General features: G+C 40.8%; 16 protein-coding genes. 11 read left to right on the plus strand and 5 right to left on the minus strand.

Annotation, left to right across the window (positions count from 1 at the left end; all coding sequences use genetic code 11):
* Window positions 1–3 precede the first annotated feature (3 nt).
* The 5 genes from HWQ44_RS02725 to HWQ44_RS02745 all read right to left on the minus strand — a co-directional run bounded on the left by HWQ44_RS02725 (window position 4) and on the right by HWQ44_RS02745 (window position 5,139).
* Window positions 4–897, minus strand: coding sequence for a MetQ/NlpA family ABC transporter substrate-binding protein (locus HWQ44_RS02725; protein ID WP_292714411.1), 894 nt, complete (start codon window positions 895–897; stop codon window positions 4–6).
* A gap of 86 nt (window positions 898–983) precedes the next feature.
* Window positions 984–2,069, minus strand: coding sequence for an aliphatic sulfonate ABC transporter substrate-binding protein (locus HWQ44_RS02730; protein WP_292714414.1), 1,086 nt, complete (start codon window positions 2,067–2,069; stop codon window positions 984–986).
* A 448-nt stretch (window positions 2,070–2,517) separates the two neighbouring features.
* The gene (locus tag HWQ44_RS02735) at window positions 2,518–3,069 is read right to left on the minus strand and encodes a GNAT family N-acetyltransferase (RefSeq protein ID WP_292714417.1); all 552 of its coding nucleotides are present in this window, start codon (window positions 3,067–3,069) and stop codon (window positions 2,518–2,520) included.
* A complete protein-coding gene (locus HWQ44_RS02740; RefSeq protein WP_292714420.1) occupies window positions 3,069–3,905 on the minus strand; it encodes a hypothetical protein in 837 nt (278 codons plus the stop codon). The genes HWQ44_RS02735 and HWQ44_RS02740 overlap by 1 nt, the downstream gene beginning before the upstream one ends.
* Window positions 3,906–4,050: 145 nt before the next feature.
* On the minus strand, window positions 4,051–5,139 hold the full coding sequence (locus HWQ44_RS02745) for an LLM class flavin-dependent oxidoreductase (protein ID WP_292714423.1): 1,089 nt from the start codon (window positions 5,137–5,139) through the stop codon (window positions 4,051–4,053).
* A gap of 174 nt (window positions 5,140–5,313) precedes the next feature.
* Between HWQ44_RS02745 and HWQ44_RS02750 the strand changes: the two genes are divergently transcribed.
* The 11 genes from HWQ44_RS02750 (at window position 5,314) to HWQ44_RS02800 (ending at window position 15,831) form a co-directional block, all read left to right on the plus strand.
* Window positions 5,314–6,369, plus strand: coding sequence for an LLM class flavin-dependent oxidoreductase (locus tag HWQ44_RS02750; protein ID WP_292714426.1), 1,056 nt, complete (start codon window positions 5,314–5,316; stop codon window positions 6,367–6,369).
* Between the two features lie 422 nt (window positions 6,370–6,791).
* Entirely contained in the window at window positions 6,792–8,453 is a 1,662-nt protein-coding gene (locus tag HWQ44_RS02755; RefSeq protein WP_292714429.1) for an FAD-binding protein, read from the plus strand.
* Between the two features lie 13 nt (window positions 8,454–8,466).
* Window positions 8,467–8,808, plus strand: a complete 342-nt coding sequence (locus HWQ44_RS02760) for a 4Fe-4S binding protein (RefSeq protein WP_292714432.1) — start codon at window positions 8,467–8,469, stop codon at window positions 8,806–8,808.
* 106 nt (window positions 8,809–8,914) lie between these two features.
* A complete protein-coding gene (locus HWQ44_RS02765) occupies window positions 8,915–9,682 on the plus strand; it encodes an SDR family oxidoreductase (RefSeq protein ID WP_292714435.1) in 768 nt (255 codons plus the stop codon).
* 101 nt (window positions 9,683–9,783) lie between these two features.
* Window positions 9,784–11,493 (plus strand): fumarate reductase/succinate dehydrogenase flavoprotein subunit, encoded by a 1,710-nt coding sequence (locus HWQ44_RS02770; RefSeq protein ID WP_292714438.1) that lies wholly within the window; start codon window positions 9,784–9,786, stop codon window positions 11,491–11,493.
* A gap of 185 nt (window positions 11,494–11,678) precedes the next feature.
* The gene (locus tag HWQ44_RS02775; protein WP_292714441.1) at window positions 11,679–12,374 is read left to right on the plus strand and encodes an HAD-IA family hydrolase; all 696 of its coding nucleotides are present in this window, start codon (window positions 11,679–11,681) and stop codon (window positions 12,372–12,374) included.
* Between the two features lie 74 nt (window positions 12,375–12,448).
* On the plus strand, window positions 12,449–13,234 hold the full coding sequence (locus HWQ44_RS02780) for a class I SAM-dependent methyltransferase (protein WP_292714443.1): 786 nt from the start codon (window positions 12,449–12,451) through the stop codon (window positions 13,232–13,234).
* Between the two features lie 125 nt (window positions 13,235–13,359).
* Entirely contained in the window at window positions 13,360–13,713 is a 354-nt protein-coding gene (locus HWQ44_RS02785; RefSeq protein ID WP_292714446.1) for a GNAT family N-acetyltransferase, read from the plus strand.
* A 165-nt stretch (window positions 13,714–13,878) separates the two neighbouring features.
* Window positions 13,879–14,106 (plus strand): ferredoxin family protein, encoded by a 228-nt coding sequence (locus HWQ44_RS02790; RefSeq protein ID WP_012408944.1) that lies wholly within the window; start codon window positions 13,879–13,881, stop codon window positions 14,104–14,106.
* A 19-nt stretch (window positions 14,107–14,125) separates the two neighbouring features.
* Window positions 14,126–15,085 carry a HEAT repeat domain-containing protein gene (locus HWQ44_RS02795; RefSeq protein WP_292714460.1) on the plus strand — a complete coding sequence of 320 codons (960 nt, stop codon included), beginning with the start codon at window positions 14,126–14,128 and terminating at the stop codon, window positions 15,083–15,085.
* Window positions 15,086–15,099: 14 nt separating this feature from the next.
* Complete coding sequence (locus tag HWQ44_RS02800; RefSeq protein ID WP_292714463.1) at window positions 15,100–15,831, plus strand: P-loop NTPase; 732 nt, start codon at window positions 15,100–15,102, stop codon at window positions 15,829–15,831.
* The last annotated feature ends 115 nt before the right edge of the window (window positions 15,832–15,946 follow it).

The raw sequence follows: 15,946 nt of genomic DNA on the forward strand, positions 1-15,946 counted from the left end.
TACTTAAGGAATGGGAAGTACTGCCCCTTGATATTTATCTTTAATAAATTGCTTAACTTTATCGTCACGCAACAACTTATACAGTTTTTGAATTCTGGGATCGGTTTCTTTGCCTTTTAATGTTGTGATAGTAACAGCATAAATTGGGTCGTTAGCTGACTCCAATGCTAAAGCATCTTTATCGGTTTTCAATCCGGCTTGCACAATCCAATTACCTGTAACTCCTGCTAAGTCAACATCAGGAAGAGTAGGAATTGCTTGCGCTCCTGGTATCTCTTTAATTTGGATGTTCTTAGGATTTGCAATAATATCTTTAGGACTTGCAGGATGGACATTTGGCTTGAGTTTGATTAAGCCTGATTCTTCCAACACTTTTAAAGCGCGATGGGCATTGCTAACATCATCAGGAATGCTGACGAGGGCTTTATTTGGCACATCCTTAATAGACTTATATTTTTTAGAAAAAATTCCTACTGGATTCAAATGAATTTGGGGAGTAAAGGCATACATCTCGAAATTATGTTTCTTGCTATAGTCCTCCATAAAAGGAATATGTTGGAAATAATTGGCATCAATTACCCCATCTTTTAAGGCAGTATTATTCTGCACAAAGTCATTAAAAGTAACTATTTCGATATCTAACCCAGCTTCAGTTGCTAAATTCTTTTTGACAAACTCTAAAATTTCTCCGGCTGGAACTGGTGTTACACCAACTTTGATTTTGTCTTTAGCTCCAGTTGTAGATTTATCGGCAACTGGGGCGGCTGATGAATTTACAGTTGTATTAGCAGCAGAATTATTTTGAGGCGAACTACAGCTAGAAAATACTGTAGAAGCCGCAAATGATGTAAAGGCTATTAAAAAGAATCGACGGTTAGTATTGATGGTAAATTTCATGCGATCGCCTACTCTAATCAAACAAACGTGAACAAAAATTCATATATTATTAATTACGAATTAAGAATTACAAACTACGAATTAGATTACCATTTCTGCTCAGTAAACCAGTTGTAATTCTTATCTTTGACATCAATTTTCTTAGGAATAATTTTGAGTTCATAGAAGGTATCTGCCATGCGTTGCAATCCACTCAAAACCTCATCTGTTACAGGTAATACCTGACGTTGACCACCACGTTCTTCTACAATTTCCATTGTTTTTAGATCAATTTTGTACAGCTTAGAAAGGAGTTTAGCTGAATCTTGATAGTTTTCTCTAGACCAAGAACCAGCCTTTTCTAGCTCTTGTAAAATTGTCTTAAGAATATCTAGATGGTCACGCACAAAATCTGGAGCAGCATAATAAAAGCTTGGGCTTTCTAGTGGAGCTTTGTCTCCAAATACAGTGCTATTATCTGCCAATAGACGAGTGCGAAGTTTACGTTCAGCTTCAGCAGTATAAGGGTCCCAAATTAACCACGCATCAATATCACCACGCTCAAAGGCTGGTAAAGCTTCGGCTGGTGTCAGATAGAGAGGTTTAATATCACTAAATTTCAAACCCACTTTCTCTAAAGCACGCACAATAATATAGTGCTGACCAGAACCTTTTGCAAAAGCAACTTTCTTACCTTTTAAATCAGAAAGAGTTTTAATCGGTGAATTTTCTTGGACTAAAATAGCTGAACCTCTAGTACTACCTGTACCCGCTGCAACTCTGACAAATGATTTATCTCCTGCTTGAGCAAAGACGCTTCCTGTACCGCCACCACCACCAAAAACAATCGCACCTGCACCCATCCCATCCAATAGAGGTGCTGTAGAGGAGAATTCATTCCAGGTGACAGAAATACCCAAGGGTTGTAAGCGCTTTTCTAAACTTCCTTGCGCTTTGATAATATTTAGCAATGCCATTCCTTTTTGATGTCCCATTTTCAGCACTGTTAGCTTAGGTACTTGGGCTTGTTGTGCAGGTGCATTGGCTGAATTACTAGGAGTACAAGAAGCGATCGCTAAATTTAAACCTATACCAATAACAAAGAATAGAATAAGAGTTTTAATATCGTGATGTTGAAATAAGCTTCTTTTCTTGATAAAGTCTAAAAACTGATTTATCAATCGAGTAACCATATTTTTCCTTTGCCTATTAGCATTTTTTGCCCAAGTTTAAAATCGAGGTTATATCTAAAAAAATAAACTTATAGCTCAAATTTAAAATCTAATTTTTTTAACATTACTCTCATTACATTAGATAAAATATTTTATCCATTAAATCTTAAAAAGATAGTGTTCTTGACGACGAAAAATGAAAAATTTTTACATCAATCATTAGTTATTAAATAATTCCATAGTTAATAACAGCTAGACTTGTTATAGCGGTTTCCATTCAGATGCGGTACAAAATTATATCGCGAGTTGTAGGGGCACGGCAGTGCCGTGCCCCTACGGGTGTACTGCGCTATGTCGGTAAACGCTATAGCTATTATTAATCATGGAATTATTATCACAACCATAGATGTTACTAATAATCCATGAATTAGTAACATTTAAAATCTGAGAAAATACGAAAAATCAATGTTTACCACGGTAAACCGCAGAGGTTAATCGTTCCTTTTTTGGGAGCTTTGTCATTCACAGGCAATACCATCGGCTCGTTGACCGTAAAAGGGACTGTGCCACCTGGCTGCTCAACCAAAAGAATGCCATTGAAAGATTGCCATCCCAAACGAGTATAAAAGGGTACTAAATCCTGACGACATACGAGCAATGCAAAAGTTAAACCACACTTATCTAAGAAGGTCTCTGCGTGCCGAAGGGCAGCAGTTGCAAAGCCTTGACCCTGTGCTTCTGGGCTTGTCATGACTCCACCAATACCGCCAATGCGGATTGATACATCATCTAGCGTTACCTCGCGGGTAACAATCCCGATGTGCGAAACAAGCCATCCACTGCCATCCTCTACAAGTAATCTCCATTGTGGTAAAGACCATTTAATGTGCCGTCCTGGGCGATGAGCAATGACCTCTGATGGGTAAACCGCCGCTCTGAGAACACGCAATGCTTCTTCCTCATCCACAGTCAGTTCGGTGATAAGTTTTAAATTAAAGCTCAAAGGGCGGTTTTTTATCATCAATCATTGACACTCACAAGCTTGGGCAGTCTAGATATAGGGATATCCAAGAAATAAGAAAGAACCTCTTGTCGCCAAGCATCATAAATTACTGGCAAATCATCAATTTCAATACCAATAGCTTTTTGACTCAACTGCCAATGATCCCGAAGGTAAGGATTGCGTCGGCGTTGACCTTCTTCATCTGCTTCTATGACTTGTGCAATTAAATCCTCTTTCTCTGCGGATGAAGCTTGATCAAATTTACGTTGCCACCAATCCACAACTCCCAGGCGGTGAACAGCTTCATCTGGCAGGATTCTTTCTGCCGAAAATTTAGCTGAGTCTGGGTCATTAATTTTGCTGGTACGGCTATTGATGAATAACAAAGCCACAATATGAAGTTCGTAATGCAACTCAAATGCTAAAAAGCCTTGCCAATTACGAATGGGTAAATCACCCATATAATCCCAATGCTTCTGCACCTGCTTTTGGATATCCTCAATTGGATCACGTCCTGATATAGCTTGCGCTCTTAAACGAGTATTTTGAGCGTGTGCGCCATCATCACCGATTTGTCTACTCAAAAATAGCTGTAATTCTGGGTCGGCAAAGGAGTCAATTATCTTAGCGCAGACTTGCACAATAAACAGGTCATGGGCTGCACCAGCAATACGGAAGCGGTAAAAATTCTCTTTTTCCTCATCAGTTTCCGGCGGTCTAGGTTCTTGCGTAGGCGTAGCCCGCCGCAGGCATCGCTTCTTCGGAATGTGAGGGGCGTACTTATCAAGTAGTTTGTCAAAAATTTCCAGTTCTAAATCAGTAGTCCAAGCTGGACGAGTAAGTATCGCTGTCATAAAGTTTCCTTTGGGTAGTGGAGAGTAGAGAACAATTTAATCCAAAATCTAAAATCCTTAGCCTCTAGTACAACACGGCGGAAATAAACTAATCATTCCAAATCAACGAAACCCTTATGCTGTATTCATTTTTAATTTTTAATTTTTAATTCCGCCTTGCGGTACTAGCCCCTATTTTCAAATTGGCATCTACCGTTAACGATCGCACTCTTGGGATGATTTCCGTAGCAAAACGCTCCATTTCTGTGGCAAAAGGCTGGAATTGCAGCATGAAAGTATCAATTCCTGCTTTGGTAAATTCAGCAATCCGATGGGCTACAGTTTCATAACTACCAACCAATCCTGCTGCTGTACCGCCATTGCTCCCCACACCAGGGTACTTAGCCATGTTTTTAAACATAACTACTTCAGAATCTACTCCTTTGAGTAGTTCTGAGCGATCGTCTTGTGCTAGTATCATTGCTCTGAGGTTTTGATATTCCGCTTCCGCCTCTTCGTCTGTTGGTCGAGCAATGACAAAAGCTGACATGGCGAAGCCCAGAGGTTGAGAGCGAAACTTAGTTTTTTGAGCAACAGCCGCAATGGTTTCCCGGATGACTTCAATGGGACGACCATTGAGGAAAAATGTATGCGCTTCTTTTGCAGCTAGTTCTTGGGCTGGTTCTGACTCTCCCCCTACATATACACGCGGATGTGGTTTGGCTATGGGTGGAGGATTGAGCTTCAAATCGTTGATCTGAAAATATTCACCGTGGAAGTTGACTTTCTTCCCACTCCACAAAGTTTTTACGACTCGAATCCATTCATCCGAATAGCGATAACGCTCATCGTGGGTAAGGAAATTTATCCCCGGTTTTTCCATTTCTGGCTTGAACCAGGCACTTACTAAGTTAATCGCAAAACGTCCATGACTTATAGCATCAATACCTAAAGCCATCTTTGCTAAAACGGCGGGATGAAACAGTAATGGCTTAACAGCTGCAATAATCTCGATTGAGTTTGTTGCTTCTGCCAGTGCTGCTGCTGCTGTCCAAGTTTCTAGCTGGTCAAGTTCTTGGTTCCTGGGATTGATGATATGTTGCGCTATTAAAGTTGTGGTAAATCCGCACCTTTCAGCCAACTGGATTAAATTCTTGGCTCGTGAGTAACTAGCATCACGAGGTTCAAGAGGATGGTTCATCACGCCGCAGTTGCCATAAACGGGAACCCAAATCCCATAGCGTGGTTCAGACATAGCTTTCTAGAACCTTTGTAGTCGGCACTAAAACTTTATTTTTACATCGAGAATAATACGATAAATCGGTAGATTTACCGTATAATACTATGAGATTTGCATAGATAAAGATAAAAAACAAGGGGGTATGTAGATTCTGTATCTCCTCAGTCCCCATTTAATTTGGAGGCAAGAATGTCAGAACCACGCTACGGTATTTGGACCCCTGTTGGAGGTAACTTTGGCCCTCTGAATGCGCCAGATGAACCGATTGATGCTAGCTATGAACGCACGCGATCGCTAGTATTAGAAGCAGAACGTTTAGGATATGTCACAACCTTAGTCGCACAGCACCTTGCCAATCCCCGTAGTCTAGATTTAGAACAGTTGGAAACTTGGACAGCTTGTGCGGCGTTGGCTGAAGCTACAGAAAGTATAGAAATTATCGCCGCGATTAAACCTTTATTATTTCATCCAGCCGTTCTAGCCAAGATGGCCTTGGGAATTGATGCAATAAGTGGTGGACGTTTTGCCATAAACCTAATTAGTGCTTGGTTTCGCCCAGAAATGGAGCGTACTAATATCCCCTTCCCTCCCCATGATGAACGTTATCGCTATTCTGGTGAATGGTTGCAGGTTGTTAGAGATTTGTGGAGCGGTGAGAGGGTGAACTTTGAGGGTGAATATTTCAAAATTCAAGATTTGAGCCTTCGACCCTTCTCTGTTGCTCAACCCTATCCTCGTATTTACTTGGGAGGAGCATCAGACCCAGCCCAGATTTTAGCAGCCCAACAAGCCGATGTTTACTTCATCAACGGTCAGCCGATTGAAGATGTCCGCCAAGTAATTAAACAAGTTTTGAACCGACCACGTTTCCTACCCCAACCAGTCCGCTTTGGTCTGTCTGCCTTTGTCATTGCCCGGACTACAGACGAAGAAGCGCAAGGAGAACTAGAACGACTCATGGAACTGCAAAAGTTGGAAGAAAAATATAAGTTAAGTGTTGCTAAAGGAGTTGACACAGAAGCCGCCATGTTCAAACTCTTCGCCAAAAATCCGGCTGTTGGCGGCAATGGTGGCACCGCCGCAGGATTGGTTGGCAGCTATGACACAGTTGCAACTCGCGTTGCAGCTTTCGTTGATGCAGGTATCGACACTTTCATGCTGCAATTTAATCCCTTTGTCCGAGAGATGACACATTTTGCACAAGAAGTTATGCCTCGCGTGCAACACTTGCAAAAAGTTGCTTAGTTGTTGACTGAAAAAAGGCAGGAGGAAATAATTTATTTTCCCTCTGCCATTCGGTTTCAAGTACACCAGTTCCAACCGGATCAAAAATTAACTCGCAATACTTAATGTTTGATAAGCTAATAATTAGAGTATCATGTTAACTGTAATTTGGCGTCCACTCTTTGTATATATTATGCAAACTATATCTACTGCATAATTTAGTCAGATAAATCAGCAAGACCTCTGGTATAGCGATCGCTAACGCAATTTTATAGACAAAAAAGCAGATGAGCAAAACACGCGAGTGATAGTAGCTCATTGTCGAAGATGACACCGATGACAAATTAAGTGGTGCTTAAAACATAGGCTGGTGGATTTTTGCCTGTAGAAGCTGCTCACAGTGGCAAAGAAATTATGTTGACTGCCAAAAAGGAGAAAAGGAATTGCTAACAGAAAATGAACTACAACTATCTGCTGATGTGCTGGTAATTGGTGGTGGCCCTGCCGCAGCATGGGCAGCATGGGCAGCCGCATCCCAAGGAGTCAAAGTCATCATTGTTGATAAAGGTTTTCTGGGTACAAGCGGTGCAGCTGCTGCTAGTGGTAACGGCATCATGGCTCCTTCTCCAGAGAATTGGGACAAAGTTTTATCGGAGCGTTATCGCATAGGAAAAAACCTCGCTAACTCACGTTGGATCGAGCGCGTTATCGAAAAAACTTGGCTCAGTTTGCCCCTAGTGGAAAGTTGGGGCTATCGTTTCCCTAAAGAAAATGGGGAATCTGTGCGCCAGAGTTATTATGGCCCTGAATATATGCGGGTACTTCGCAAAAACCTCTTGCGTGTTGGTGTACAAATTTTCGACCAAAGCCCGGCTCTAGAACTTTTATTGGCTGAAGATGGCTCAGTAGCCGGAGCAACAGGTGTGCAGAGGCAACATCATCGTAGCTATACCGTTCGTGCTGGTGCAGTAGTCTTGGCAAATGGCGGTTGTGCATTCTTAAGTAAAGCATTAGGTTGCAATACCAATACAGGTGATGGGCTGCTGATGGCAGTGGAAGCTGGTGGCGAACTCTCTAGTATGGAAGCTTCCAATCACTATGCAATTTCGACCGCTTTTAATGCCACAGTAACGCGGGGTGTTCCCTTTGGCTGGGCTAGTTACACCGATGAAGCAGGTAATGATCTTGGTGGCTATGTCGATGGTCGTCGCGATCCATCATTCCTTCCCAATGCCCTCCTGAAAGGCTCCGTTTATGCCCGTTTGGATAAAGCCACACCTGAAGTTAAGGCAGTGATTGAAAAGTCTCATTTCATCTCTTTTCTACCCTATAAAAAAGCTGGCATTGATCCCTATATAGAACGAGTGCCTGTAACCCTAATTTTAGAAGGTACAGTCCGTGGTACAGGTGGAATCCGTTTGACTGATGATAGTTGCGGTACAAAGGTTCCTGGACTCTACGCCGCAGGTGATGCTGCATCGCGGGAGTTTTTAGCCGGGTTAGCTTCTGGAGGCGGTGGCCCCAATGCTGCTTGGGCAATCTCTACAGGGCAATGGGCTGGAGTTGGGGCAGCTACCTTTGCCAAAAGTTTGGGCGCTCAAGCAAATGAACGGGTTGCGCGTCCTGCTGGTCAAGTGGGATTGCGATCGCCTAAGTTGGGGCGTAGCCCATCGCCTTCACCATCTTCTGAAACATTCGATAGTGAAGCGATCGTGCGTGGTGTACAAGACCAGATGTTCCCGCTGGAAAAGAACTACTTGCGTTCTGAGCAGGGACTTCTGGATTCACTCGCCAAATTAGAAACGCTGTGGCAGCAAGTACAAGGGAACCCGAAACAAGATACAGTGCGCGATGTAGAGTTTTCTCGTCGAGCGGCTGCTCTGACGGCTGTAGCGCGATGGGCATACTTTAGTGCTTTACATCGCACGGAAACACGCAGCGAACATCTTCGGATGGACTATCCCGAAACCGATCCAAATCAGCGTTATTACCAAGCAACCGGCGGCTTAGAAAGACTTTGGGTAAGGCGTGATTGGATTAAAGATGCCATCGCTACACCACCAGCACTAACCACTCAAACCACACCCTCTGTATCAAAGTTGTAGTAGGAGCAGAATCATGATCGAGCTTGTCAGCCATAAACTCTGTATCAATTGCAATCTGTGCGTCCAAGTATGTCCTACTAATGTTTTTGACTCTGTACCCAATCAGCCGCCTGCGATCGCCCGACAAGAAGACTGTCAAACTTGTTTCATGTGTGAGGCATATTGTCCTGCGGATGCACTCTATGTTGCGCCTGAATCTCACACCAATGTTGCAGTCAATGAGGATGATTTAATTGAAAGTGGCATCATGGGTGAATATCGTCGCATCTTGGGTTGGGGATATGGCAGAAAAAACAATAGTGAATTCGATACTGCTCATAAACTACGCCAACTGCCGCGCCCCTATCAAAGTTAATTTCAGTAGGCTTGATTCTTAGTTGTATCCCTCTCCTAAGAATCAAGCCTTTGCAGCAAGTTTTTGGTTAGATATCGGCTCAATAGCACCCTGAAAAGTAATTCTTGTGACGTTATCAGAGTTTTCATTAGCTAGAAAAGTTGCTTTAGTAACTGGAGCAGGACAAGGTTTGGGACTAGAAATTGCCAAATCACTTGCCAAAGCTGGTGCGCGTGTCATCGTCAATGGGCGAAATTTTGAAAGGCTTAATCAAGCAGTTGCAGTTATTGAATCAATTGGCGGATTAGGTTTTTCATTACCGTTTGATGTGACAGACGAAGTTGCGGTTCAAAGTGCGTTTATTGAGATCCGAGAAAAGCACGGCTGTTTAGATATTCTGGTTAATAATGTGGGAATACGCGATCGCCGTGGATTGTTCGAGTTTGAAATGGATGCAGTGCGTCGGTTAATCAATGCTGATTTAATTGCACCATTCAATTTGTCACGAGAAGCGGCAAAACTGATGATGCACAGGGGTGAAGGTCGAATCATTAATATTACGTCAATTGCAGGACAACTTGCAGGTGCGGGTGACGCAGTTTATACGACAGCGAAAGGAGGACTCGAAGCCCTAACCCGTACACTTGCCGCAGAACTTGGGGCTTTTGGAATTACAGTCAATGCAGTCGCTCCAGGCTTTTTTGCAACTGAGAGTAATGCTGATGTAGTTGCCGATCGAGCAGTCACAGAATGGTTGAAACATCGAACTTCTCTCGCGCGTTGGGGATCTTCACAAGAAATTACAGGCGCTGTTGTGTTCTTCGCTTCTCCAGCCGCATCTTACATCACCGGACAGGTTTTAGCTGTTGATGGTGGCTACCTTTCCCATTTCTGATTAATTGTTTTACCGGTAGACATACTTTAGCAAATCCAAGTCAAAGATATCGTTTGGAACGGTAATAAATCTTAGAAGTTCCTCCCTACTAGCAAAAGCTTATGGACATCAACACCCAACAAATAAAAACGGATGTACTTGTCATTGGTGGCGGTACAGCCGGGACAATGGCTGGAATTAAAGCCAAACAAGCAAATCCCGATGCAGAGGTGCTGATCTTAGAAAAGGCTAACATCCGACGGAGTGGTGCGATCGCAATGGGTATGGATGGCGTGAATACCGCAGTCATTCCCGGTCATTCCACACCAGAACAGTACGTCCGCGAAATTACCCTTGCTAACGATGGCATTGTCAACCAAAAAGCCGTTTATCAAACAGGCAAATTAGGTTACGAAGTCATCCAAGAATTAGAAAGCTGGGGTGTGAAATTTCAAAAAGATGCCCAAGGCAACTATGACTTAAAACAAGTGCATCGTGTAGGTAAATATGTCTTACCCATGCCAGAAGGAAAAGACCTCAAAACAATTCTTACCCGCCAAGTTAAACGCCACAAAGTCAAAGTCACAAATCGCGTCATGGCAACCCGTGTATTAGTCAAAGCAGGACGTGCTATTGGTGCGGTGGGATTTGATGTCAGAAACGGAGATTATATTGTCATTCAAGCTAAAGCAGTCATCCTGTGTACAGGTGCTTGTGGCAGATTAGGATTACCTGCTTCCGGCTATCTCTACGGCACTTATGAAAATCCTACTAATGCCGGAGATGGCTATTCAATGGCTTATCATACAGGTGCAGAACTTAGTAATATTGAATGCTTTCAAGTTAATCCTTTAATCAAAGATTACAACGGCCCCGCCTGTGCCTACGTTGCAGGGCCTTTTGGCGCACATACTGCTAACGCCGAAGGAAATCGCTTCATTAGCTGTGACTATTGGAGTGGTCAAATGATGTTGGAAATCTGGAAAGAATTAAATTCTGGGAAAGGGCCAGTCCAACTCAAAATGACCCATCTTGATGAAGATACAATCGCTGAAATTGAATCCATATTGTGGGCGAATGAACGACCAAGTAGAGAACGTTTTCATCAAGGCAGAAATGAAGATTACCGCACTCACGGCGTAGAGATGCACATTTCTGAAATAGGCTTATGTAGTGGTCATAGTGCTTCTGGTGTGTGGGTGAATGAAAACGCTCAAACAACCATCCCAGGTTTATATGCAGCTGGAGACATGGCCAGCGTTCCCCATAATTACATGATTGGGGCATTTGTTTTCGGTTGCATAGCCGGAACTCATGCCATTGAATATATCCAAAATTTAGATTTTATCCAACCAGATACAGATTTTTTAGAGGCTGAAAAAGCCAGAATTTATGCACCTTTAACTCGTCCAAATGGTGTACCTCACACCCAGGTAGAATATAAATTAAGACGCTTAGTTAATGATTATCTGCAACCACCAAAATCAGGTAATAAAATCGAGATTGGTTTAAAACATTTTGTGCAATATCAAGAAACATTAGATTTAATGGGCGCTCGTGACCCTCATGAATTGATGCGTAGTCTAGAAGTTCACTTTATTCGCGACTGTGCAGAAATGGCAGCCAGAGCATCATTATATCGTCAAGAAACTCGTTGGGGGCTTTATCATTATCGCTTAGATTACCCCGAAAAGAATGATGATGAGTGGTTTTGTCATGTCAACTTAAAGAAAGATGAATCAGGACAAATGATATTGTTTAAGCGTCCTGTAGATCCTTACATCGTAGAAGTAGATACAGTCAAAGAAGTCTACAATATTGCTGTTAAGTGAAAGGATGTTTTAAATGTTCTGGGCGAATAGAATTCGCTACTACACAAACAAAGTCCACCTCCGTGGACTAATCAAAATCAAGGGTTTTTAACCTGCGGAGGCAGGTTTTGTCTGTGTAGCCGCGATTTCCAATCGCCGAGGTAAGTATAAATTAGATTTTTAAAACAACCTCTAAGATAACAACAATGGGTTATAAGGCAATAATTTTCGATCTGGATAATACATTATTGAATTTTGAGCTATGTGAACGCCAAGCTATTCTAGGAGCGCTGGAAGATTGTGCAGTATCTTTAGATTTAAATGGAGTCAGTGAGACTATTTTTCTTCAAGTCTTTGAAACTTATAATTCTCAGTATTGGAGACAGCGAGAAACCTTTTCTCCTAGTGAGTTAATCAAGATGTCTTATCGAAGTACACTTGCTCAATTAGATATACACACAGATCAAATCAGCAATCTTAGTCAAAGTTTTTGGCATATTTTTAATCATTCGGGCGTAATGGAACCTGATGTAAATGAAGTGCTAACTGTTCTCGCACACAATTATCGTTTGGCTGTCATTACAAACGGGTTTGTATCAGCGCAACTACCGAGAATGCAAGCTGCGGGAATTGGGCATTTTTTTGAGGAAGTTGTAGTTTCTGAAGAAATTGGTTTTGCTAAACCATCTCCTGAAATATTCCATCATGCTTTATCTAGGTTAAATTTAACAGCAGCAGAAGTTATTTACATTGGAGATTCTCTAAAGCACGACTATGCGGGAGCAAGACAAGTCAAAATGGATTTTTGCTATTACAACAGAAAAAATAAAAATTTACCACAAGAAGCAAAACCAAAGTTTATGATAAGTGAACTCTTAAATTTGCTGAAATTCTTTAACTAACCAATTTTATATTTATTCATCTAAAGTTAGATTTTAAATGGTTTGTTGTAAATTATTTTGAAGAATTTTCTAATATGTCTATATATAATTCAATTGGTCAACAATACTCAAAAACTCGCGTTCCTGATATCCGTATTGTTAACAAATTAATTGATTTACTCAATTTACCCAAAGGTAGCATTATTGCTGATATCGGCGCTGGTACTGGTGGTTACAGTCTAGCGCTAGCTAATAAAGGATTTATTGTTAATGCTGTTGAACCTTCTGTAGTTATGCAAAAACAAGCAGTAGAACATCAGCAAATTAAGTGGCTTACTGGCTATGCAGAAAATTTACCTCTACCAGATCAGTCGGTTGATGGCGTTGTCAGTATCCTGGCAACTCATCACTTTTCTCATCTCGAAAAAGCTTTTCAGCAAATGCACAGAATAATTAGAGATGGGGCAATAATTTTGTTAAATTTTGATATTAGATTAGCTCAGAAAATATGGCTTTATGATTATTTTCCATTTTTGTGGGAAGATGCGTTACGATTTTTACCACTTAACGAACAGGTTAATTTAATTCAGCAGAGTAATACTAAAAGGCGTGTTGAAGCTATACCCTTTTTGTTACCATACGATTTATCTGATTTATTCGCAGCAGCAGGCTGGAGACGACCAGAGTTATATCTTCAAGCAGAGGTGCGTGCAGGAATATCATCTTTTGCATTAGCTAATCAAGATTTAGTAAAACAAGGAGTAAAGTTACTTGCAGCAGATTTAAGTAGTGGGGAATGGACGAAAAAATATGGTGATATTCGCAAGTTGACAGAAATTGATATAGGCTATCGTTTTATCCGGGCAACGCTGGATAACTAAATAATTGTAATTTTAAATTAGATTATGACAAATAAAGTTTCTGTAGGTGAGAAAATTAAAATTAGACAAGCTGAGATTAAAGATGTAGAAAGAATTGCTAGTCTTTGCCAACAACTTGAATATCTGTGAATAATCAACAAATAGAGCGTACTCATATTGTGTATGTTGCCACCCTAGAAGATGAATATGTAATAGCTTTGGCGCACGCTCATATTTGTGACTCAATAGTTATTCCAACTCCAGCGATTATTTTGGGATTAGTTGTAGATAAAGATTATCGTCATAGTGGAATTGGACGTTTTTTAATGCAAAAAATTGAACAGTGGGCTTCTCTGGCTGGATGTGATAGTGTTTTGTTACGTTCTAATATTAAACGCAAAGAGGCTCACGTGTTTTATGAGAAAATTGGCTATACCAATATCAAGCAATCATTAACTTTTCAAAAAAATTGCTTTAGTGAAAAGGATGCAATTAACTAATACATTTACCAATTATCCTCTGCTTGCTGTTGTTTGGGATTTAAATATTTGAATGAACTACATCGTATGCATCTAAACAACCTACAATCGTGAGATAATTAATGCAAGGTTACCCCATTTAGTTTACTGTTTAGCAGTTTTATTACAAAATTAGGGAGTGATTTTATGGCTTTAATTAATCAGAGAATAGATGTTCCTGTCATTGTTGATGAATCTAAATGTCTAGAAAAATGCACAGCCTGTATTGAAGTTTGTCCCTTGGATGTATTGGCAAAAAATCCAGAAACAGGCAAGGCTTACATGAAATATGATGAGTGTTGGTTTTGTCTGCCTTGTGAAAAAGAATGTCCAACCAATGCAATTACTGTGCAAATTCCCTTTTTGTTACGTTAACTATCTGTGGTAAAAATTAATGAATGATGACCTCAATCATTGGCTAGAAATGTTGCGATCGCCTGACGTAAATGATCGGATAGTAGCTGTCAAAACCTTGCAACATCTCGGTGATGACGAAACAATCGACGCTTTAATTATAGCTTTGAAAGACGAACATATTACTGTTCAGAAAATAGCAATATCTGCCCTTTGGGAAATTGCTAATCCTGTTGCCATCCCTGCTTTAATTGAATGCCTCAGTTCAGCAGATACAGATATTCGCACTGAAGCGGCATCAGCATTAAGCGAGTTAATTACACAAGACAAATTGTTACTTTTACTAGATAAACTCCAAAGTAATGATGTAAATATTCAATTAAATATTTTAGTTCTTTTGCGGAAGATACATGATATTCAATCTTTACCCGACATTTTACCATTTCTAGAATCAAAAAACCCTGAGTTAAGAGAAGCAGCCGTTACTACACTGCGATATATCAATCAACTAGAAAAATGTCCGCAAGCTTTAAATTTAATCTTTGATGAGGAAGCAAGTGTACGTCGTGCTGCTGCTTTAACTTTAGAACATTTACAAGATGCAGAAGTGATTACAATACTTTGTCAAGCACTTACAAATGATAGTGACTGGCAAGTTCGCCGGAATGCAGCTAAATCTCTGGCTATTCATGCAAATAATCAAGCAATCTCAGCATTAGAAGTAGCTTTAAATGATGAACATTGGCAAGTGCGGAAATTAGCAGCACAAGCTTTGCAAAAAATTCCAGATATTCAAGTTATGCCGAGATTAATTCAAGCCTTAACAGATGAATATGCAGATGTCCGCAAAGAAGCTGCGATCGCACTTGGTAATTTAGCTCATCCTGATGTCATTAACCCCCTACAACAAGCCTTAGATGACCCTGACAAAGAGGTGTCTATCCAAGCGCAACGGGCAATTCAGAAGATTCAAACAGAGAAAAAAGTCGTATTGGGTTAAGTGAATTGACAATAATGATGCAATCAAAGGATGATTTCTATCAGCAAGAAGTAGTCCAACTCCTCAAACAGGTTATCGAACCTATCTTAAAAAATGACATCGTTAGTTTGGGAATGGTGCGAAATCTCCGCATAGTTGATGACTATATTTACTTACGTTTATATATTGGTTCTCATCAGCACCAATTACAGCCAGAAATTCAATCTAAATTATCATCTCTATCTTGGTGTAAAAAAACTTATATTCAAATTTGTACAATTCCCGGTGTTAAAACAACTCTAGGCATATCTAGTGGTAAAGGTGGTGTGGGCAAATCCACAACAGCCGTTAATATCGCCGCAGCTTTAAAATTACAAGGTGCAAAAGTAGGATTATTAGATGCTGATGTTTATGGCCCCAATGTCCCTCAGATGTTGGGTTTAGGACAAGCTGATATTCAAGTGATTAATACTCCCACAGGTGATAAGTTTTTACCTCTAGAAGCTCAAGGAATAAAAATAATGTCAGTGGGTTTACTTGCAGAAGCAAATCGTCCGTTGGCATGGCGAGGGCCTGTATTGCATAAAATTATCACGCAATTTTTGCAAGATGTGGAATGGGGAGAATTAGATTATTTATTGATAGATTTACCTCCCGGTACAGGTGATGCTCAAATTACAATTATCCAAGAAAGCCCAATTTGTGGAGTCATTTTAGTGACAACTCCTCAACAAGTGGCTGTTGCCGATGTAAGTAGGTGGGCATAAAAAAACCAGACTATGTAAAGATAAGTAAATACAGAGAATGCATCGACATGAGGTGACTTATATATGGGCGCTCGTTTAAGAGTATTTCTAACTCGTGAGCAAGATCAAACTCTGT

The organism is Nostoc sp. JL34 (assembly GCF_017114945.1).
Classification (GTDB): domain Bacteria; phylum Cyanobacteriota; class Cyanobacteriia; order Cyanobacteriales; family Nostocaceae; genus Nostoc.

Coding starts and splice junctions, on each gene's coding strand:
- HWQ44_RS02725 (WP_292714411.1), bottom strand. CDS start 897: ATGAAATTTACCATCAATACTAACCGTCGATTCTTTTTAATAGCCTTT.
- HWQ44_RS02730 (WP_292714414.1), bottom strand. CDS start 2,069: ATGGTTACTCGATTGATAAATCAGTTTTTAGACTTTATCAAGAAAAGA.
- HWQ44_RS02780 (WP_292714443.1), top strand. CDS start 12,449: ATGTCTATATATAATTCAATTGGTCAACAATACTCAAAAACTCGCGTT.
- HWQ44_RS02735 (WP_292714417.1), bottom strand. CDS start 3,069: ATGATAAAAAACCGCCCTTTGAGCTTTAATTTAAAACTTATCACCGAA.
- HWQ44_RS02745 (WP_292714423.1), bottom strand. CDS start 5,139: ATGTCTGAACCACGCTATGGGATTTGGGTTCCCGTTTATGGCAACTGC.
- HWQ44_RS02800 (WP_292714463.1), top strand. CDS start 15,100: ATGATGCAATCAAAGGATGATTTCTATCAGCAAGAAGTAGTCCAACTC.
- HWQ44_RS02770 (WP_292714438.1), top strand. CDS start 9,784: ATGGACATCAACACCCAACAAATAAAAACGGATGTACTTGTCATTGGT.
- HWQ44_RS02795 (WP_292714460.1), top strand. CDS start 14,126: ATGAATGATGACCTCAATCATTGGCTAGAAATGTTGCGATCGCCTGAC.
- HWQ44_RS02740 (WP_292714420.1), bottom strand. CDS start 3,905: ATGACAGCGATACTTACTCGTCCAGCTTGGACTACTGATTTAGAACTG.
- HWQ44_RS02760 (WP_292714432.1), top strand. CDS start 8,467: ATGATCGAGCTTGTCAGCCATAAACTCTGTATCAATTGCAATCTGTGC.
- HWQ44_RS02790 (WP_012408944.1), top strand. CDS start 13,879: ATGGCTTTAATTAATCAGAGAATAGATGTTCCTGTCATTGTTGATGAA.
- HWQ44_RS02775 (WP_292714441.1), top strand. CDS start 11,679: ATGGGTTATAAGGCAATAATTTTCGATCTGGATAATACATTATTGAAT.
- HWQ44_RS02750 (WP_292714426.1), top strand. CDS start 5,314: ATGTCAGAACCACGCTACGGTATTTGGACCCCTGTTGGAGGTAACTTT.